General features: G+C 52.0%; 14 protein-coding genes. 9 read left to right on the forward strand and 5 right to left on the reverse strand.

The window, feature by feature from the left end; all coding sequences use genetic code 11:
* Positions 1 to 243: 243 nt before the first annotated feature.
* The 4 genes from DZC79_RS17015 to DZC79_RS17030 are packed head-to-tail and all read left to right on the forward strand — an operon-like array spanning position 244 to position 2,818.
* Positions 244 to 672 (forward strand): hypothetical protein, encoded by a 429-nt coding sequence (locus DZC79_RS17015; protein WP_118952816.1) that lies wholly within the window; start codon positions 244 to 246, stop codon positions 670 to 672.
* Positions 673 to 684: 12 nt separating this feature from the next.
* Complete coding sequence (locus DZC79_RS17020) at positions 685 to 1,317, forward strand: hypothetical protein (RefSeq protein WP_118952817.1); 633 nt, start codon at positions 685 to 687, stop codon at positions 1,315 to 1,317.
* Positions 1,314 to 2,102 (forward strand): sensor histidine kinase, encoded by a 789-nt coding sequence (locus DZC79_RS17025; protein WP_118952818.1) that lies wholly within the window; start codon positions 1,314 to 1,316, stop codon positions 2,100 to 2,102. Before DZC79_RS17020 ends, DZC79_RS17025 begins: the two co-directional genes overlap by 4 nt.
* 44 nt (positions 2,103 to 2,146) lie before the next feature.
* On the forward strand, positions 2,147 to 2,818 hold the full coding sequence (locus DZC79_RS17030; RefSeq protein WP_118952819.1) for a response regulator transcription factor: 672 nt from the start codon (positions 2,147 to 2,149) through the stop codon (positions 2,816 to 2,818).
* A gap of 16 nt (positions 2,819 to 2,834) precedes the next feature.
* Here the strand turns inward: DZC79_RS17030 and DZC79_RS17035 are convergent, their stop codons facing one another.
* Positions 2,835 to 3,977 (reverse strand): S1/P1 nuclease, encoded by a 1,143-nt coding sequence (locus tag DZC79_RS17035; protein ID WP_118952820.1) that lies wholly within the window; start codon positions 3,975 to 3,977, stop codon positions 2,835 to 2,837.
* Between the two features lie 221 nt (positions 3,978 to 4,198).
* Between DZC79_RS17035 and DZC79_RS17040 the strand changes: the two genes are divergently transcribed.
* A complete protein-coding gene (locus DZC79_RS17040; protein WP_118952821.1) occupies positions 4,199 to 4,855 on the forward strand; it encodes a YceH family protein in 657 nt (218 codons plus the stop codon).
* A gap of 95 nt (positions 4,856 to 4,950) precedes the next feature.
* On the opposite strand, the gene DZC79_RS17045 is transcribed toward DZC79_RS17040, so the two are convergent.
* Positions 4,951 to 6,960: a glycosyl hydrolase family 28-related protein gene (locus DZC79_RS17045; RefSeq protein ID WP_118952822.1), complete on the reverse strand. Its 2,010-nt coding sequence runs from the start codon at positions 6,958 to 6,960 to the stop codon at positions 4,951 to 4,953.
* Positions 6,961 to 7,210: 250 nt separating this feature from the next.
* On the reverse strand, positions 7,211 to 7,579 hold the full coding sequence (locus tag DZC79_RS17050) for a VOC family protein (RefSeq protein ID WP_118952823.1): 369 nt from the start codon (positions 7,577 to 7,579) through the stop codon (positions 7,211 to 7,213).
* An 847-nt stretch (positions 7,580 to 8,426) separates the two neighbouring features.
* Here DZC79_RS17050 and DZC79_RS17055 point away from each other — a divergent pair.
* Entirely contained in the window at positions 8,427 to 12,092 is a 3,666-nt protein-coding gene (locus DZC79_RS17055; protein WP_118952824.1) for a T9SS type A sorting domain-containing protein, read from the forward strand.
* A 249-nt stretch (positions 12,093 to 12,341) separates the two neighbouring features.
* Here the strand turns inward: DZC79_RS17055 and DZC79_RS17060 are convergent, their stop codons facing one another.
* Both DZC79_RS17060 and DZC79_RS17065 read right to left on the reverse strand, forming a co-directional pair.
* On the reverse strand, positions 12,342 to 13,961 hold the full coding sequence (locus DZC79_RS17060) for a T9SS type A sorting domain-containing protein (RefSeq protein WP_118952825.1): 1,620 nt from the start codon (positions 13,959 to 13,961) through the stop codon (positions 12,342 to 12,344).
* Between the two features lie 206 nt (positions 13,962 to 14,167).
* Positions 14,168 to 14,707: a GNAT family N-acetyltransferase gene (locus DZC79_RS17065; RefSeq protein WP_118952826.1), complete on the reverse strand. Its 540-nt coding sequence runs from the start codon at positions 14,705 to 14,707 to the stop codon at positions 14,168 to 14,170.
* Between the two features lie 147 nt (positions 14,708 to 14,854).
* On the opposite strand from DZC79_RS17065, the gene DZC79_RS17070 reads away from it, so the two are divergent.
* From DZC79_RS17070 to DZC79_RS17080, 3 genes are all read left to right on the forward strand, one after another.
* Positions 14,855 to 15,265: a hypothetical protein gene (locus DZC79_RS17070; RefSeq protein ID WP_118952827.1), complete on the forward strand. Its 411-nt coding sequence runs from the start codon at positions 14,855 to 14,857 to the stop codon at positions 15,263 to 15,265.
* Positions 15,266 to 15,414: 149 nt separating this feature from the next.
* On the forward strand, positions 15,415 to 16,494 hold the full coding sequence (locus DZC79_RS17075; protein ID WP_118952828.1) for an efflux RND transporter periplasmic adaptor subunit: 1,080 nt from the start codon (positions 15,415 to 15,417) through the stop codon (positions 16,492 to 16,494).
* Between the two features lie 24 nt (positions 16,495 to 16,518).
* Positions 16,519 to 19,734 carry an efflux RND transporter permease subunit gene (locus DZC79_RS17080; protein WP_118952829.1) on the forward strand — a complete coding sequence of 1,072 codons (3,216 nt, stop codon included), beginning with the start codon at positions 16,519 to 16,521 and terminating at the stop codon, positions 19,732 to 19,734.
* Positions 19,735 to 19,748: the final 14 nt, after the last annotated feature.

Below are 19,748 nucleotides of genomic sequence, written 5' to 3' on the forward strand. Positions count from 1 at the left end.
TAAAGAGCTATTGGGTAACAGGCCGCCGCTGCAGGTCCTGCGCGGGTTTCAGGGTAGCTGATAACAGCGTCCGGAATCAAACGCTGAAAAAACAGGTGTTTTTACGGGTTGTCATGCGCCGGAATAAAGCCAATCTTTGCATGCAGGAAGAATAACTTAAGCATATGCCGGAGAGTGCCCCGGGCTTATATCCGATTAGCTGTTACTTTGCGCCTCTATTCTTAACCTCAAAAATAAATGCTCATGAGCGAATTCACACATCCGCCGGTTCCCGAGGCCGATGCGGTCGCATGGACCACTAACTGGAGAAACTACTACGGCTCCATCACCGGTACCAATCCCGACAATGCCTTGAGGGCTTTTAAAATTCCCCTGGAAGATCTGCAGACACTGGTGGACATGGCCAAAGGCGACGCCAATATCGACTCCGTAAGGGCCTATCTCGCCCTTACCGAAGATCGTGTGGGCGATGTAGTTAACGCCAGCGAAGTCCATATTGTTCTCGTTCCCGTAGCAAAGAACCCGAACATCCTGCCACCCGAGCCCGATCCCGGTATCGATATCCTGCAGGCCACCATTGTCGGAAAGACCGTTTCCACCATCATGGATTTCACCACGCCCTGTCCCGCGCTTTGCGACTTCCAGAGCCCGCTGTACGGTAGGATTAAATAATTATTTGCGCTTATGCCTGGAATATACACTAGTATCATCGTGCCGGGAACCATCCTGCTGCCGGTTACTATTGCTGTAATCAGAAAAGGCTATCGGAACGGCCCGGGCAGAATGATCTTCATCTACCTGCTTCTTGCCGGCTTCTTCAATCTCCTGGCAGCTGTTCTGGCTGCCAGGAGTATTAACAACCTACCCTTCCTGCACCTGTACACGGTACTGGAATTCGGGATCATTACCGCTTTTTTCTATACCGCCTCTTCCACGGCGCGGGAACGACAGCTGATACGATGGCTGTGGGCCCTCTTTCCTGTACTCGCTATCCTGAATATCCTTCACCTCAACTCTATCTATCTTTATAACCTTATCCCCCGCTCTGTCGAAGCCCTGATCGTTCTTATATTATGCATCTATTTCCTGATGAAGAGCCTCAGTTTTTCGGCTGCTCCTGTTCCTTTCTTTAATTTTGCCATAGTGGTAGCCCTGCTCCTGTATTTCTCAGGATCGCTGGCACTGTTTGCCCTGTCTGATTTTATTATCGCCAATAAGACCATCAACCGGCTGATCTGGACAACACATGCTACCTTTGTACTCATCATGTACCTTATTATTGCGGTAGCCTATTATAAAAACGGGAAAGAACAATGATCTACATTTACGTTATCGTGGGAATGTGCAGTTCATTTTTATTGGCCCTGGCTCTTTTGCTTTTTTACCTCCGCTACAAAAAAAACATCTTACAGCAGCAGTTCCAGATCCAGCAGAAGGAGCTGGATTACCAGAAAAAGCTCACCCAGGTGATCATCACCTCCCAGGAGCAGGAACGCAAGCGGATAGGCAAAGAGCTGCACGACGATGTAGGCAATGCGCTGGCATCGCTTCGCCTTTACCTGGACAAGTATATGTACCTGCCCAACCAGGACAATGGTGCTATCAAGGAAGAATACAAGAAAAGGATCGGCTCTATTTTCAATAAGCTCCGCACCATCAGCCACCAGCTTTCTGTTGCCGAGATAGAGCTGTTCGGCCTTCGCGAAGCCTTATTTATGCTGAGCGAGCACATCGAGCAATCGGGCGCCTTCACCATTAACATCGATGAATCCAAAACGAAAATCCCCGAATCGCTGGAGTACGATACCGCGGTAATCATTTACCGGGTATTCCAGGAGCTGCTGACCAATACCATAAAGCATGCCGGCGCTAATAAAGTGGATATCGTATTTGACCTGCACCGGGAGTCGGGCGAGCTCATGATCTCCTATGCCGATAACGGGAAGGGACTTTCTTCCGCCACTTTGCTTCACGGACTGGGATTTAAGAACATTGAAAGCCGGCTACAAACCGTAAACGGCTACTATGATATTGATAAAGAAACCAAGGGTGGATTCAGAATGAATATCTTTATCCCCCAGATGCAGCTGGAACCGGCCTAGCTTAACCACCGACCGGAAACCGAACCAATCTAAATAGTGCCTTTATGAACCAGATCAGTTTAGCCATTGTAGATGACCAGGAACTGTTCCGGCAGGGCATCATCGCCTTGATGAGTAAGATCCCGCAGGTGAAGCTCGTTGCCGATGCCGCTTCCGGAGCCGCATTGCTCCAATACCTGGCCAATACGCCCAACCTCCCCGACATTGTATTGATGGATATGGAAATGCCGGGTATGAACGGCATAGAGCTTAACCGTGCCCTGCACCTGCAATACCCCGACATCAAAGTGATTATGCTGACCCTCTACGACCAGGGACGTTATGTGTTTAAAATGGTTGAAGAAGGGGTATGCGGTTACCTTTCCAAAAGCTGCAGCATGGAAGAGCTGCAGGAAGCCATCACCAAGGTCTATACCTCAGGCTTTTTCTTCACCGACCTGATCAAGAATGCGCTGCAGCAATCGTCCGATTTCAGGAAAAAACAACCGCTGCATTTCAACAGCAATGTCGCCGACCTTACCGTCAGGGAAAAAGAGATTATGAATCTCATCTGCAAGGAATACACCAATACGGAGATCGCAGAGAAGCTGTTCATCAGCCCCCGTACGGTAGAGGGTCACCGGAACAACCTGCTGATGAAGACCGGCAGCAAGAACACTGCAGGCCTGGTGGTCTTTGCGATCAAGCATGGCATCTACGATGTAGTGATCCACTAGCACCGGCTTTGTATGGCTAGGGCAGCTTTATCTGCTCCGGCTCCGAGACGACGATCTCTGCCTTACCCTTGAATTCCTTTACCTTCCCGGTGACACAGATATCCTTACCCTCAAGATATTCTTCCGGCTTGTAGGAAAACCGGCTCCTGTCTTCTCCGAAGATGACAAGCGTAAAGGGGCTGGCCGGGTAAGCCGCCCCCATATTGATCAATGTGGGTGTGCCCTTGGATTGTGCCAGGTACTTGCCGCCGTATACTTTCCCGCATACGGTCACCTCTTTACCGATATACTGATGGGCGTCTTCGGGGCGGATACCGCGCTGCGTCTCCGCTGCTGCAGCCTTGCCTATACCGGATGTAGCCGTACCGGAGAAAAGGCTTTCCAGCAAAGCGCCCAGCCGGAGACCTGCGTACAGCAGCTGCTTCCGTATGAGATCGCTGTGCGCAGCACTGTATACGGCATCTATAGTATTACCTTTAAAGCTGTAGACTTCGGTAAGGTGTGCTCTTGACTCCGTCATCCATTGCACAAAATCAAGCCGGGTCAATGTCCTGACCTGCTGTTTATCCAGGCCGTCTTGAAGCCTCAGGCAGTCTTCGATCGTGATATGCTGCTGCTGTATGATCTGGTCGTCCCATATCCAATGCAGGCTGGAGGGCATACCTTCAAAATCCAGCTTAATGTCGTTGCCGCCCTTATCGGAGCTATAGCCGGTATGCAGCGGCTGGTGCAGGTCGCCCACCAGATGAAAGAGGATCATCAGGTCTTTGCGCGCCTGGTCGGCGCAAAGGGTATTCCGGTGACGCAGCTCACGGCTGGCCTGGGCCAGCATCGTGACAATATTTTCTTCATCGGAGGGGCTGTACGATTGTCCTTCAGGAATATTGATATAATGCCAGGGCTTCATAAAATCATAGTCACGACCGCCGCGCATCTCATCCATCCATACAGAAGCCTGTTCGGGGGAAACATTTCCCAAACATTGTATTACCTGCTGACGGGCTGCATCGCTTAACGAACGCATAGCGATCTCGGCTACGATCTCGTGACCCGTTTTACCCCAGGCCAGGGCCTGCACGGCAGAGAAGAAGAGTCCCATGAAAAAGGCGAAAAAGCAGGCAGGTAAAGGGCGGAAGCAGCCCCTGGCTAATCGTTTCATCCGGTGGTTATTGGTATTATTGGATTGGGCCTAAAGGTAAGTATTGCGCCGTCTTGCAGCAGTTACGTTGTTGTATATTTTTCATTTTCGTAACATGGAAGCTGCAATTCCGTAACATAAGCCGGTAATCTTTGCCGCTCAAATATTTAGAAATTTTACAAAGCGGGAAACCCGGGGTGAAATTCCTTGGTCACACTGCGATCAGGGTTTATCTTAGCTTCATGGAAGAACAATTACAGACCCTGCCCCAGCTCGACGACCAGGAGCTGCGGGTGCTCGGTTCCCTGATCGAAAAATCAAGGACCACACCGGAGTATTATCCCATGACCATCAATGCCCTTACTGCGGCTTGCAACCAGAAGACATCGCGCAGGCCCGTGGTACAATACGATGAGCAAACGGTAGTATTGGCCCTCGACCGCCTGAAACGCAGAGGACTGGTCGCCACCATGACCGGCGGCGGCAGCCGCGTAGTCAAATACAAGCATAATATAGGATTGAACTACCAGCTGCTGCCGGAAGAGCTGGCAGTGCTCTGCATGCTGTTGCTGAGGGGACCGCAGACGCCTGGCGAGCTGAACAGCAACTCAGGCCGGTTGTATGAATTCGACTCTCTTGAAGAAGTACAGGCAGTGCTGGAAAAGCTATCCGGCGCACCAGCGCCCTTCGTAGAGCAGCTACCACGGCAGACCGGGCAAAAGGAAATGCGCTACCGTCATTTAATGGGCGGCACGGCAGACTGGGATGAAACCGAAGCGGGACAGCCCGCAGCTGCAAGAAAAGAAAGCGAAGTGGAACAACGCTTATCAGTAGTAGAGCAGGAACTTGCCGAGCTGAAAGAGCAATTCGGCCGGCTGATGAAAGAGCTGATGGGCTGAGACCGTCATAAAACCGGGCCGCCTCGTCATTGAGGCAGCCCGGTCATTACAGAGATGGTACATCAAGAAATGGTGCTTACCATCTGTCGAAAAAACTAAGCGTTGGATTTAATGATCCAGGCCGCGGGAAGATTGATGCCTTTATCTCCCCTGGTCGCCAACCCGGAGCTCAGCGTGGATTGGTACCCGAACATATAGGTAAGGAAATGTGGCTTAATATTCGCGTAGGTCGTCTGTACGACAAGAGAAGAGGCATCACCGGATATATCTGTATTGTACACAGACATATCCAGTATAGAACCGCCGGGATCACTAAGACAAATTAACGCTTTACCGGGATCCAACGTTACAGAGCAGGCTTCAAAAGAAACACTGTTGGTACCGGTAGTGCTCCAGATGCAGCCATTGTTCCACGAGCCCGGAGCACTGTTGATAATCTTAAGATTATTAAAAACAAGTGACGCATCTTTCAGCTCCATCCAACGTTCTCCGAAGGTTATTGTTGCCTGGTTGCCGGTTATAGACAGCTTTTTATTACGCAGGTAAATAGCTTCGCCATCAAGTACATAGTTCTCCGTATCCAGGATCACGATGGATACCGCTTCAGTCTGTGGCCAGTTAGAGGTGCTGTATACATAACCCAATTGTCCGGTGGTTACCCGTTTCAGCGCTGCAGCCAGGGTCTTTACAGGGTAAATTTCAAGGAATCCGTGATTGTCATCATTACCCGGCAGGTTAGCAGGGTCATTTATATTTCCGCTTGCCTTTACAAACACCGTATTTTTAGCGATTCTGTGTACCAGGTTCCTGTCGGGGAAGTAAGCAGACACAGTGCCCGGTACAGAAATATGGCATTGGTATTGCGAAATGCTGTCGTGCATCGCAAATACCGTATTGCCCTGGTCTACGGTTCCAAAGAAGAGTTCGCTACGAGTACCCGCCCTCAGCGTTTTGCCATTGCCATATCCTGCAGCAAGGTCGAAGGTAGCCTTCGCTGCGAAGGTTACAATGGCTTCCCCGCAGGCTTCTGCATAAAAAGAACTGCAGGCATACGTAGCATTACAAACCGCGACGCCCACGTCCCAATGTTCGGTGATCAGGGATGTAGAAGCAGAGCCATTGCTGTAATTGTTGATGAATCCAAAAGTTTTGGCATCGTATCCGGCCGGAAGATCGGCGCTGGGATCAAAGACCCCTTGCAGCAAAGCAGTCGTCTCAGGGAGTGGTGTCGCGTTCTGTATACGGTCACAATACCCGTTGACGGTACAGTTATTGTTGGAATTCATAGCTATGATCCCAGCCTTGATCGTGATGGTCTGCACATCGACCTCGGTACTGCCCCAGGAGGCTGATAATAACACACCGATATCTGTACCATAAATAAAACAGTTTTTGATCTTGGCGCCGCCACCATTCAGGATCCGGATACCTCCGAACAGACGTTTGTCACCGGGAACAATAATGCTGATATCCCTGATCTGAACATCGCAGCATGCACTAAACGTATCTATTTGTCCTGTTCCGGGAAAGCTACCATAAGGCACAGGTACAAGGAGCCCTGGATTGGACGCCATATACGTATTGGTCTCAATAGCCCAATGATAAGCGGAAGGGAAATCTGCGATCAAGGCCGACCGCTGTTCGACCTCCAAAAATCTGAAGCCTCCGCCAGCTTCCCCTACCAACGCACAATAACCGGGAAGACGAATAGGCGCGGTAATCCGGTACCCATCTTTAGTCGCTGGCAGCAATACGGTATAACCGGCGCCCTGGCTTGATGTAGCGAAAATCGTGCTCTGCGGCGCCAGGGCGCCACTGTAATTGATCGCAGCATGAATAGCGGCGGTATCATCCGCAATACCATCCCCTTTAGCGCCAAACCACTTTACATTAAGCGGCGGGGCGTACAGGCGCTTCCAGCGGCCGGGCGCCGAAGAAGCATTCAATTGGAATATGGTCCCCAGGTCGGGGTCTTCCGCGGAAAGAGCATCCCAATAAAAGGTTCCTCCTCCACCATCGCCGGCTTCATAATAACCCAATACAATGGCCGTTTCATTTCCCGAAGGAGCAGTAGCTGTCAAAGCAGCAATGTTTGTGACTGTCATGATAATATATTTTAGGTTTAGAATAAGGCAAAGATGTACTGCGGGAACGCCGTAGCATGGCAGTCCCCGATAAAAGATAAATGGCTTATTGCATACATATATCCGGAATGTCCGGGCGAGCACCGATGTTTATCTTGTGAGAAAAGGCATGGACAAGTCTCAACGGGCCAGAGCGGACCGTTTTCTGTTTCTGTCGAAGGGGAAAGGTGATTACATGGGCTTTAGTAAGCCGTATCGAGTTGTTGATACATCAAGAAGAAACAGAAATATAATAGCCGTCCGGATCCCGGAGCGAAAATTCCTCCAGCCCTGAATTGGGATTCAGGTGCGGCGCTTCCTCCACCACTGCCCCAAGCGCCTGCGCCTTGCGCCATACAGCATCCAGATCTTCTACCTTAAAGTAGATAATGATCCCGTTACCTGCGGGGATGCCCCGGTCCGAAAGGGTCGGATGCTCATGATCACCCCAGTGATGCAGGCAAAGCAGAACCCGCTCTTCTTTGTTCCGCAATACCTCGAAGGTATCTCCGCCATGGCTGCCGCGGCAGTCCAACAGCTGCTCGTACCATTCTGCGCTGCGCCGCACATTGCTTACCGCAATGATCAATTCCGTGTGCATGACCCCATTTTGTTATCGGAACGAAGATAAAGATGATGCGGAAAAGTTACCGTAAACAGGCGCTTCACCTACCTGAAAAAGTGTGTTCCAACAGCCCGCCGGAAATGTTTGATGTATGGTAATTTTCTTGCATTTTTAAATTATAGACAAGGCTGTTAAACAATAGAAATAGCTTGTTGATCATATCAGCGTTATGGATCAAGCTATCATATTTTAGCCACATGACCCATTTTTTAAATACACAAAGTAATAATAGTAGCAAATAGCTATGCATTTCTTTTCCGAAAATAACATTCGCTATTTTTAAATTTGCTTTACAAAAAGAATATCTGATTGTAAATTTATTAATTTATATTAAAAGAAAGAACAGCAAATTGAAAATATATAAATAATACAATTTTTAATAATTATCATTCCAAGAATTACACCCGGCCTTAAAAAAACTCTATATGCAGTCGTCGTATAATTGCTACAAATCAAAAGCTCGGCTGATGGATATGCATACTAAACCTCCATCGCATGCTATATTATCCCTGGTCCTGAATATTAAATGTTAGAAAAGCATTAACACTCCATCTACTTTTGCATCGCCAATTCAAACAGGCTTTTACCTGGTTTTTGTCGGTGATAAAAGAAAGCACCTGGCATAGACGAATAACTTATACAATACCCTGCCTAAACTAAAAAACGCCGGGTAAGACCAGACCCAGGCCGGTTCCTAAAACCAATCGGACTATCAAATACAAAAATTAACTCATGCGATAGCAGGGGAAGGGAAGCTTTTTGCCTTAATTAAATTAAAACACAATCAAATATAACCATTCCACCTTTGTTATCATTATCCTTTATGAAACCATTCTTTTTACAACAATCGCTTAAGGCAGCCGGGCTGATACTTCCCCTGGCCGCACTGAGCAGCCGGGCTTTGGCCCAGGCGCCATCTTCGCTGAGCTATCCTACGCCCAGCGTATTCATTGCCAATGTGAGCAATGTTTTTCTTTCGCCCAACCTTGCCGGCAATGCTACCAGCTACAGCATTGCACCAACTTTGCCTGCAGGGCTGAGCTTTAATGCCAATACCGGTGTGATCTCCGGTGTGCCCACAGCAGCCAGCGCGGCCAGCGACTATACGATTACCGCTCACGGCGCGGGAGCGCAATCGACCAGCTTCCTGGCCGGCATACAGGTAACCAGCAACTATTTCGACAACAACTATTCTTCTATCAAATTTGGCGGCCCGGGCGTTACCGTGCTTAACGGCGCCGACAGCAGCGTGATCGGCAATACGACCAGCACCACGGTGGGCCGCAGCGTTGGCGATGTGGTGGTTTACCGCAACGTAGCCAACCTCAGCGGCCAGTCGATCGATTGTATCGTTAAGACAGTAGCCATGAACGGCGTCAGCAGCTGGACCGCTTACGACCAGGCTGCAACCAGCGGCAGCGGCTACAGCAACAACGATCCCGGCTTCTTCTCTCCCCAGATCAGGTTTGCCAATGGTTCGACCTCGGGCCCGGGCGGCACCATCCAGTTCAACTTTCAGTTCATCCTGGGCGGGACTTATCGTGTTGCTACCCGCAGCGGCCTTCCGGTGGTGCTGCAGAACGTAAAGATCAACACTTACGATATCGATGGCAACGGCGACGGCAATTCCAACCAGATCAACGAATTCGGCGGCTTCTCTACCAGCGAAGTGGGCAACGCCACCACCCTGCAGACGCCTGCTTACAATGCAGCTACCGGGCTGACCACCTACCGCTCCAGCATTGACGACAACAGCACCAATGCTACTGCCGATGAAACCCGTGTCCGCATTACCTATGACAACATCAGCGATTTCAGCATCCGTTTCGGCGGTGGCGGCAGCGCTTACTTCTTCCTCGACTTCAGCTCGGGTCCCGGCTTCACTACTGCAGTGACCACTACAGCACCCAGCATCGATCTGAATGTAGACCAGCTTGGTGTAAACAATGCCAATGCCGGCTGTGGCAGCAACCTGTTCTTTACGCCTTCCGGCCAGACCAATATCGCCGCTCCCGGCAATCTGAGCCAGCTTACCGTACGCTTCCCTGTAGCTGAAATACGCGACGCGGCCAACGAGAAGTTGATCGTGAACAATGCGACCAACGGCACTATTGCGCTCAACAGCAACCCCAACATCACCAACCTTACGCTCGGCGGCGCTTCGTATACCGTAAGCGGTATGCTGGCCGGCGGTATACGTACTCTGACCTTTACCCGCAATGGCGGCGCCTTCCTGCTGACCGACGCCGAAGCCCTGCTGGATGCCCTGCAGTACAGCAATGCCAGCGCCACACCCACTCCCGGCAGCCGTAATTTTACCGTGAATGTGCGGAATACCGCATTCGAAAGCCCCAATGCCGTATTCACTGCCACACTCAATTGCGTATCCATCGGTGGTCACGTTTATCACGACATCAATGGTATGGCCGACGGCCTTGTCAATGCTACCGGTAGCAGCCAGTTCGCAGCAGGCAGCCTTTACGTGGTACGTATCGACCCCGGCAACAATCATGTGATCGACGTGCAGCCCATCCAGGCCGGCGGCGGCTTCAGCTTCGGCACTGTAACGCCAGGCTCCTATGGCCTGTATGTAAGCACTACATCACCGGCAGCAGGCAGCACCTTTAACGCAGCCACCTTCCCGGCTACTTATAAGGCCACAGGCGAGCACCTCGGCAGCGATGCCGGCGACGACCACCTGACCGACGGCAAGCTGCTGATCACCGTAGGCTCAGCCTCTGTGACCGATGCCAACTTCGGCCTGCAGGTACCTCCTACTTCTTCTGACAATACGATCGCCAATATCCCCAACCCCGGCGGCTTCAACGACTATACGCTTCCAAACGATGCCTTCCCGGTAAACGATGCGGATGGCAAAGTAGACAGTATCGTGATCACCGGTTTCCCGGCCAATGCGAACTATATCAAGATCGGCAATACCGTGTATACCAATGGCGGCATCTGCCCGCCCCAGGTAAGCAGCTGCAACCCATGGCCCGGATCGGTAGCGGTACCGGCCAACAACGGTCAGCCTGTACCGGCTATTTCCGTAGACCCGGCACAGGAAGGCAATACAACTGTGACCATTCCTTTCAAGGCACTTGACGATGCCCGCGACACCAGCAGCGCCAACACACTGGCTTTTCAGTTTGTGGGTAACAGCTATTACAACATCGGCGGTAAAGTATGGAACGATGCGAACGGCAACGGTATCCAGGACAATGGTGAGAACACCGTGAATACTGCAGACAACGGCCAGACGCTCTATGCGCTGCTGATCCAGACCACCCGTACCTATTCCGGCGCACCCACCATACTGATGTCCGTTCCCGTAGATGCGAGCACCGGCTATAGCTTCGGCAATGTGCCCGCAGGTAACGATTACACGATCCACATCGCTTCTCTGGCCGGCGCACCGGTGGCCGGCGCCGCACAAAGCACCGTAACGCCGCACCTGCACCCGGCATGGGCCGGCGTGAGCACGGATGCTGACGGTACCATCAGCAGCTATCTGAATACCAACGATCCTGCTATTACCATTACCAACCTCAACGGCAGCAAAGCCAACCAGAATATCGGTATGGACCGCCTGCCCGAAGCTGCTGATGCTTCTACCTCCGTACACTATCCTACGCTGGGCACCCTGTACACCCTGAACGGCACAGGCGGCAACCCTCCGATCCCCGCTGCTACCGATCCGGAAGACGGCCCCCTGGGTACAGGCAATACGATTGTGATCACCAGCCTGCCGGTACATTCCACACTGGTGTACGACAACGTGCCGGTAACCCTGAACCAACAGATCACCAGCTTCGATCCTGCTAAACTCCAGATAAAGGTAACCTCGGCTACCGTAGGCCAATCCGGAACCTCGTTCCAGTTTACCTATGCCGACGCCGCCCGCGTAACGGACCCTACACCGGCAACTTATGCTATCGATTGGGGCGCGCCGCTTCCTGTAACTATGGGTAGCTTCACCGCCAGAGCCGAAAGCAGCGCCGTACGCCTGGACTGGAACACTTATTCCGAGAAGAACAACCTGGGCTTCGCTATCGAACGCAGCAACGACAGCCGCCACTGGAAAGAGATCGGCTTTACCGGCACTGCTGCCGACGGTGGCAACAGCAACGAGCGCCTGGACTACAGCGCTTATGATAACAACCCGGTTTCCGGCCTCAACTTCTACCGTCTCAGGCAGACGGACAGGGATGGCCGCTATACTTATACCGAAGTACGCCAGGTTGTATTCGGTAAAGAAAACGCCATCAATATCTATCCCAACCCCGCAACAGACATGCTGAACATCGCGGTAAGCGACTGGAAAGACATCGCTGTTGTACGCATCCTGGATATTAATGGCAAACAGGTATTCGAGGCTAAAGAAGCCAGCAACGGCATCTCCCTCGGCAAGCTTGCCCGTGGTACCTATATGCTCCAGGTAGAGCAGGCCAATGGCAGCGTTACCCAATTCAAGATCGTGAAGCTGTAAGCTGAGATCAATAAGACAAAGGGCCGCCCGATTCAACCGGGCGGCCCTTTGCATTTTACGCGAGCCGGTGATAAATTACGTTAACAGTAAGCGCGCTTTTGGAGCCGTTGCAGCGACAATGCCGAAACTGTTTTGACCATTGCTGTAAACATTGGTCGTCCCGGAATGGCAGCGCAATCAAGGAGGCAAGGTATCGCCAGGAGGCATCCGGCAACAGGCTTATCTCCGGCACGCAAATTTCTGCTGGTCTTATTGCATCACAAACTCCAGGTGTTGTTTATGGCTTCCGTTTGAAAGGTTGATGTAATAGATGCCCGGAACAAGCGCGGCGACATTGAGCTCGGAGGCTTTTCCATTGACGTGTCCGGCCGCTACTGTACTGCCGGCAAGGTTAACGATACGGTAGTCGGCTTTGCCGGCGCCTTCGAGCGTGAGGACACCGGTGGTGGGGTTGGGATACAGCTTCAGGCCTGCGTCGCCGGCAATTTCATCGATACCGGTAGTACCAGGCTTGTAACCCATAACACCCGGTTTCAGCTTGGACCAGATGGCGCCGGTACCATCCCACCAGGCCGTAAACATAAAGTTGCCGGAATTGCTGCTGCTGCTGATCGCGATCGGTACTTTGGTAGCGGTCATGCTTACCGGCAGCTGGTTGGCGATATAGTAATCAGGAGCCGAACTGCTGATCATACCTGTGTAAGCGTCGATCGCCTGGGTAACATAGCCCATCTGCGTGTTGAACCAACCGATGTTGTAGTTCCGGTTGCAGACATTACCACCAGGCCGTCCCGCGCCGGCGCATACCGCTACAGCATAATTTTCCGTACCCGGAGGCGTTGCTGCCGTACAGTTATAACCGCCGCCGATCATTGGATTGATCTGGTAGATCTGGTGTGTTGCACCATTGAAGAAAATGCAGCCGATCACCCAGGGCACCATGCCGGAGCCGGAAGGATTATAGGCCATAGACTCGATACGAGGCAACAGTGCGTTGCTGGCACCGGGAGGATTTGGGAGGATGTTGATGGTGGTGCCTCCTACCGGTGGCGCTGTCGGTGGCGCAGCAGCGTTCATCAGCATTTCGGCCTGACATAGTCCGAGAAAGACATCGACGTAAGCCAGGTAAATATGCTGCAGGTTGGTCACCGGGTCAAAAGATACAGCCACATCGGCTCCTGACCCGCAATGACCGCCGGTAGTAACAGCCGTCACCGGAGACAAAGCGCCGGGATTGGAAATATCGCCATGCACTTCGTAAATATTGATCTCAAACGGCGAAACGGTTGGATTGTCCAGCTGGCCATACGTAATAACGAACTTGTGCATGGTAGGCATACCGGATATCGGAGCTGTAAAATCGGCCAGCATGTCGATATGCGGAAAATAGCCCCGCTTTGAAGTCAGCACCACCGATTTGAAGGGCTGTAAGGTGATGGAAGTGGTACCGGCGCCAAGGATAAAATAAGTATCGAAAGTAACGAACTGGCTGCTGTTGAGATAAACGACCGACAGGATATACCTGCCGTTGGTTGGATCGTGGGCGATCACCACATCCGGCTCACTTTCCACGAAGGATGGGATATGCAGGGAAGCTGCGCCGCCGATATCGTTTGTGACTTTAAGATCGACACCGGAATTTGGCGTGTAGGGATCCCAGACAACCGCTTTGATATGATTGCCGCCAGGCAGTTCAAGCATGTCGGCGTTCAGGGTGTAGATCTGCTGCGGGACCGATGCATAGTTGGTTTCCAAAGTGGTGGGAAAAACGGGCACCTGGGCATAGAGTTGGCTACCCATGAACAAGGTACTGCAGGCCAGGAGCAGTTTTTTCAGCCTTCCTGCAAAGTGTTTTGGTTTAATGTGCATAGAATGGTTTTTTTCATGCGTGAAAAAATAAATTCACCATAAATTTAAACTATTAACGATCACTTGCTCCTGCCTTACATACATTATCACGAGCCATAAAAAAAGATCATTCGCACTTTGCTATAACAGCGTTAAAATAAAATCGCGGCTCCGGGAGCCGCGATTTTACTTCTTGTATAATATCTATGCGAACAGAATGTGCATCATCAGGCTTCTTTAGCCTGCCAGTCTTCACGTTGGATCTCATAAACAAAATTAAGCCTTGACGGCTCGCCGTAATAAGCCACCTCTTCTTCCGCAACTTTAACCGCACCCAGCCTGGTGATCGCCGTTTGCGACCGGTAATTGGCCGCACCGATATGGAAACGCACTTTGTCGACGAAATGGAAAATATAATCCAGCATCAGCTTCTTCACCACCGGGTTGAGCCCTGTTCCCCAAAAACGGCGGGCATAGAAAGTATAGCCGATAAAGATGCTGTTGTCTGCTGCTGTATAGTCGTAGAAGCGGCTGCTGCCGACGATGGCGCCCGAGCTTTTGTCTACGATCTTAAAAGCGCCCTTGCTTTGCATCGCTCCTTCAAAGAAGGAACGGAAAACAGGTTCCTGCCAGCGGTCCTTGTTGGGATGCTGCTCCCATATTTTTTCATCTGCAGCGACGGCATACAAGTTATCAAAATCTTCTTCCCGTAAGGGTAGCAGCTGTACCCGATCATTTTCCAATGGAGATTGAATGGAAAAATTCATAAATCAGTATCCTTTTTGAGCGTAAAGATAGCGGTTTGACAAGGCAGGAAGACCGCTCATTAAAAATTGCATAACGCTTAATTGCCATTCTTTAACAAAGTAACTCTTGGCTGGCATATACAACTTTATCTACTTTTGCCCTTCGAAATGAAGTGGCTCACCAGAGCGGTATTCCCGCTGTTGTTCCTGTTGTTTAGCGGATGTTATGGCCTGTATGCACAGGAGCATCGGGACGAGCTGCGTCCTTATCCGCAACAACCTGTCACAACGCCTGTTCCTCCTTGTACCTGCTGCATACAGCAACCGGACATCCGGATTTCCATCGGACAGGTCTTTGCCGAGCGGGGAAGAGATAAGCTCGAAACCGCCGACAACGAGGATGAAGAGGAAGAGGTAACGGCTGTAAAAAAGAACCTGTATACCGACAACTTCTTCACCGCTTATTTTGCCAGGGCGCCCGGGGCCTATATTGCACCCGAAGCAGCACCTACTTCCCGCAATCCGTTTTTCTATTCTTCCCTTCAACGTTATATCCTGCTCCGTGTGATCAGAATATGATTGCATCGCTGCCGGCACGCTCGTGTCCGGCTCTCCCACATTGCCTGTTATTTAACCGCTTCTGCAAGGAAGCTCACGGGATCTGCGTCCTGTGACTACCGCTCATAATTAAACATCCAGAAAATCCCCAGATTGCTAAGCTGAATCTTATGAAGAGAACACTCATGCTGATGAGCTTGTGCGCCTTGCTGTGCCATACAAGCTGTACTTCAAAAAAGGAAGAGAAGGAGCCGGAGACCAAGCTCCTGGTGACGAGTCCGCTGACCATGGACACGTCCATCGTTAACGAATACGTATGCCAGATCCGCTCGATACGGCATATCGAACTCAGGGCCCAGGAAAGAGGTTACCTCGAAAAGATATTCGTGGATGAAGGACAGCATGTCAAAAAGGGCCAGCTGCTGTTCCAGATCATGCCCCGGCTGTACGAAGCGGAGCTGCAGAAAGCGCAGGCCGAAGTCCGCTTTGCTGAGATCGAATACCAGAATACCAAACGGCTGGCCGATAGCAATGTTGTGGCGCCCAATGAGCTGGCCATGACCAAAGCGAAGCTGGACAAGGCTAAAGCAGAATCTGCCCTGAGCCAGGTCCACCTGCAGTTTACAGAGATCAGGGCGCCTTTCGACGGCATCATCGATCGTTTCCTCGTACGCCCCGGAAGCCTGGTGAGCGAAGGCGACCTGATGACGACCCTTTCTGACAACAGCCAGATGTGGGTTTACTTCAATGTGCCTGAAGCAGAGTACCTGGACTTCAAAAGCAAGGTGAGCGCCCAGCATCCTTCGGTAAGCCTGGTAATGGCCAACAACAAGACATTCGGCTATCCCGGCACGGTAGAAACCATAGAAGCGGACTTCGATAATGAGACGGGCAACATCCCCTTCCGGGCTACCTTCCCCAATCCCGACGGCCTGCTGCGGCACGGCGAAACCGGTAACATCCGTATGCTGGCGCCTGTTAAGAACGCTGTGCTCATCCCGCAGAAGGCCACCTTCGAGATCCTCGACAAAAAATATGTGTACATCGTAGGCCCCGACAACCGGGTGAAGGCCCGCGAGATCACTGTGGGCGCGGAGCTGGAGGACCTCTATGCCGTGACCGGCGGCCTTAAGGACAGCGAGAAAATACTGCTCGAAGGCTTGCGTAAAGTGAAGGAGAACGACAAGATCACCTTCGACTATGAAAGCCCGCGCTCGGCAATGGCTCATCTGAAGTTACATGCAGAATAATTAAGCACCTTAAAAAGCAAGACGATGTTCAATAAATTCATAAAAAGGCCGGTGCTCGCGATCATCCTTTCGCTGGTGATCATCTTCATGGGGGTGCTGGCCATTAATACGCTGCCTGTATCGCAGTTCCCGTCCATCGCGCCGCCCATGGTTGTGGTGAACGTGGCCTACCCGGGCGCCAGCGCCGATGTGCTGGTCAATTCGGTGCTGATCCCGATGGAGAAGGCGATCAATGGCGCACCCGGCATGAAGTACATGACCTCGGACGCCACCAGCGCGGGTGAGGCTACTATACAAGTTGTGTTCGACCTGGGCACCGATCCCAACCAGGCGGTAGTGAACGTAAAGAACCGCATCGAGCAGGTGACAAACCGCCTGCCCGAGCTGGTACAGCGCGAGGGCCTTGTGGTAAGCTATACCTCGCCCAACATGCTGATGTATGTGAACCTGTACAGTAAGGATCCCAAAGCGGACGAAAACTTCCTGTACAACTTTGCCGGGGTAAACCTGATCCCCGAGCTCAGCCGCCTTAGCGGCGTGGGCAGCGCCAAGATCCTGGGCAGCCGCCAGTACGCAATGCGTATATGGCTGAAGCCCGACCGCATGCGTGCCTACAATGTATCTACTGAAGAAGTAATGGAAGCCCTGGCCCAGCAAAGCATTATCGGCTCTCCGGGCCGCCTGGGGCAGGCAACAGGCAAGCGCTCGCAATCCCTGGAATACGTGCTGACCTACCAGGGCCGTTACAATACCCCTGAACAATACCAGGACGTGATCATCAAGGCCAATGCAAATGGCGAGATCCTGCACCTGAAAGATATTGCCGATGTGGAGCTGGGCAGTGAGTTCTACGATATCTACTCCAATATGGACGGCCATCCTTCGGCAGCGATCACCCTGAAGCAGACCTATGGCAGTAATGCCAGCGATGTAATCAAGGAAGTGAAGGAAAAGCTGGAAGAGATCAAGGCCAGCTCCTTCCCTCCGGGTATGGACTACCAGATCAGCTACGACGTATCCAGCTTCCTTGATGCTTCTATCGAAAAGGTAGTGCATACCCTGGCTGAAGCCTTTATCCTCGTGGCGATCGTGGTATTCCTCTTCCTCGGCGACTGGCGTTCCACCCTCATTCCCACGCTTGCAGTGCCCGTATCGCTTATCGGTACGTTCATCTTCATGCAGCTGTTCGGCCTTACTATCAACCTCATTACCCTGTTTGCGCTGGTGCTGGCGATTGGTATCGTGGTCGACAATGCGATCGTGGTGGTGGAAGCCGTGCATACCAAAATGGCAGAAGAGCACCTGACGCCTTATAAAGCGGTCAAGCAGGTATTGCAGGAGATCAGCGGCGCTATTATCGCGATCACCCTGCTGATGACGGCGGTGTTTATTCCTGTAGCCTTCATGACCGGGCCGGTAGGTATTTTTTACCGCCAGTTCTCGATTACCATGGCGACCTCCATTGTCATCTCCGGCTTCGTGGCGCTTACGCTTACACCGGTGCTTTGTGCCATGATCCTGAAAAATACACATGGACAGCCAAAAAGCAAGAATCCCATCAACTGGCTGCTCGATCGTTTCAACAACTGGTTCGAACGCCTTACCGGCCGTTATGCCAGCTTGCTGAAGCTCATTGTGAACCGGCGCGTGATCACTTTCGGCCTGCTGCTCGCCTTCTGCGGCGGCATCTGGATCACCTCCGAAACGCTGCCCACAGGCTTTATCCCCAACGAGGACCAGGGCATGATCTATGCGATCATCCAGACGCCTCCAGGCTCTACGCTGGAACGGACGAATGATATTTCCCGCAAGCTGCAGAAGATCGCAGAGCATGTCGACGGTGTGCAGTCTGTATCCGCGCTGGCAGGCTACGAAGTACTGACCGAAGGCCGGGGCTCCAATGCCGGCACCTGTCTCATCAACCTGAAAGGCTGGTCGGACCGCAAGCATACTGCACAGGAGATCATCGAAGAGCTGGAGCAGAAAGCCAAGGTCATTCCCGGCGCTACCATCGAGTTCTTCCAGCCCCCTGCTGTACCCGGCTACGGCGCTGCCGGCGGTTTCTCGCTGAGGTTGCTGGACAAGACCAACTCGGGCGACTACAAGTCTTTCGGAAAAGTCAACGACGAATTCATGGCCGCGCTCAGGAAACGCAAGGAGCTCTCGGGCCTGTTTACCTTCTTTGCAGCCAACTATCCCCAATACGAGCTGCAGATCGATAATAAAGCAGCGATGCAGAAAGGCGTATCTATCGGCAAAGCCATGGATAACCTCTCTATCCTTATCGGTAGTACTTATGAGCAGGGCTTTATCCGCTTCGGCAACTTCTTTAAAGTATACGTACAGGCTTCGCCCGAATACAGGGCTCTGCCTGACGATCTGCTGAAGCTTTATGTGAAGAACAACCGGGATGAGATGGTGCCCTACTCTGCCTTCATGAAGATTGTAAAGACACAGGGACTGAACGAGATCACCCGCTTCAATATGTACACGGCCTCGGCCATCAACGGTGCGCCCGCTCCGGGCTACTCCAGCGGTGAAGCCATCAAAGCGATCCAGGAAGTGGCGAAGAGCCTGCCTCGCGGCTACGGCATCGACTGGCTGGGCCTGTCCAAGGATGAGGTGGGTCGCGGCAATGAGGCTTTGTACATCTTCCTTATCGTGCTGGCCTTCGTATACATGGTGCTGGCGGCGCAATACGAAAGCTTCATTATTCCGTTGGCCGTTATTCTTTCCCTGCCTATAGGTGTATTCGGCGCCTTTGCCCTGCTGAAGGTCATGGGCCTGTCTAACGACATCTATGCACAGGTAGGCCTGGTCATGCTGGCAGGTCTGTTGGGCAAGAACGCTGTATTGATCGTGGAGTTCGCCGTGCAGAAGCACCAGCAGGGCGCGACGATTGCCGAAGCCGCTATCGAGGGCGCCAAGGTACGTTTCCGGCCGATCCTGATGACCTCCTTCGCCTTTATCGCCGGTCTTATTCCGCTGCTGTTCGCTACCGGCCCCGGTGCGCTGGGTAACCGTACGATCGGCGCCTCCTCCGCCGGCGGTATGCTGCTGGGCACGCTCTTCGGTGTGATCATTATCCCCGGCCTGTATTATGTATTCGGCAAGCTGGCATCGGGCCGCAAGCTTATCCGCGACGAGGATGAAGTGCCGCTGACCGAAAACTTCATGCAGCCCAAACGCAAGAAAAAGAAACGCAAGCTGAAGTTTTTCAGCTTCAGATCGGAGGAATAAAACTATTTCATTGA

The sequence above is a fragment of the Taibaiella helva genome, from assembly GCF_003545695.1.
Classification (GTDB): Bacteria; Bacteroidota; Bacteroidia; order Chitinophagales; family Chitinophagaceae; genus Taibaiella; species Taibaiella helva.

What these genes read in the sequence shown, in the direction of transcription:
- DZC79_RS17055 (WP_118952824.1), top strand. Translation starts at nt 8,427, where the DNA reads ATGAAACCATTCTTTTTACAACAATCGCTTAAGGCAGCCGGGCTGATA.
- DZC79_RS17040 (WP_118952821.1), top strand. Translation starts at nt 4,199, where the DNA reads ATGGAAGAACAATTACAGACCCTGCCCCAGCTCGACGACCAGGAGCTG.
- DZC79_RS17035 (WP_118952820.1), bottom strand. Translation starts at nt 3,977, where the DNA reads ATGAAACGATTAGCCAGGGGCTGCTTCCGCCCTTTACCTGCCTGCTTT.
- DZC79_RS17060 (WP_118952825.1), bottom strand. Translation starts at nt 13,961, where the DNA reads ATGCACATTAAACCAAAACACTTTGCAGGAAGGCTGAAAAAACTGCTC.
- DZC79_RS17015 (WP_118952816.1), top strand. Translation starts at nt 244, where the DNA reads ATGAGCGAATTCACACATCCGCCGGTTCCCGAGGCCGATGCGGTCGCA.
- DZC79_RS17070 (WP_118952827.1), top strand. Translation starts at nt 14,855, where the DNA reads ATGAAGTGGCTCACCAGAGCGGTATTCCCGCTGTTGTTCCTGTTGTTT.
- DZC79_RS17025 (WP_118952818.1), top strand. Translation starts at nt 1,314, where the DNA reads ATGATCTACATTTACGTTATCGTGGGAATGTGCAGTTCATTTTTATTG.
- DZC79_RS17045 (WP_118952822.1), bottom strand. Translation starts at nt 6,960, where the DNA reads ATGACAGTCACAAACATTGCTGCTTTGACAGCTACTGCTCCTTCGGGA.
- DZC79_RS17065 (WP_118952826.1), bottom strand. Translation starts at nt 14,707, where the DNA reads ATGAATTTTTCCATTCAATCTCCATTGGAAAATGATCGGGTACAGCTG.
- DZC79_RS17020 (WP_118952817.1), top strand. Translation starts at nt 685, where the DNA reads ATGCCTGGAATATACACTAGTATCATCGTGCCGGGAACCATCCTGCTG.
- DZC79_RS17050 (WP_118952823.1), bottom strand. Translation starts at nt 7,579, where the DNA reads ATGCACACGGAATTGATCATTGCGGTAAGCAATGTGCGGCGCAGCGCA.
- DZC79_RS17075 (WP_118952828.1), top strand. Translation starts at nt 15,415, where the DNA reads ATGAAGAGAACACTCATGCTGATGAGCTTGTGCGCCTTGCTGTGCCAT.
- DZC79_RS17030 (WP_118952819.1), top strand. Translation starts at nt 2,147, where the DNA reads ATGAACCAGATCAGTTTAGCCATTGTAGATGACCAGGAACTGTTCCGG.
- DZC79_RS17080 (WP_118952829.1), top strand. Translation starts at nt 16,519, where the DNA reads ATGTTCAATAAATTCATAAAAAGGCCGGTGCTCGCGATCATCCTTTCG.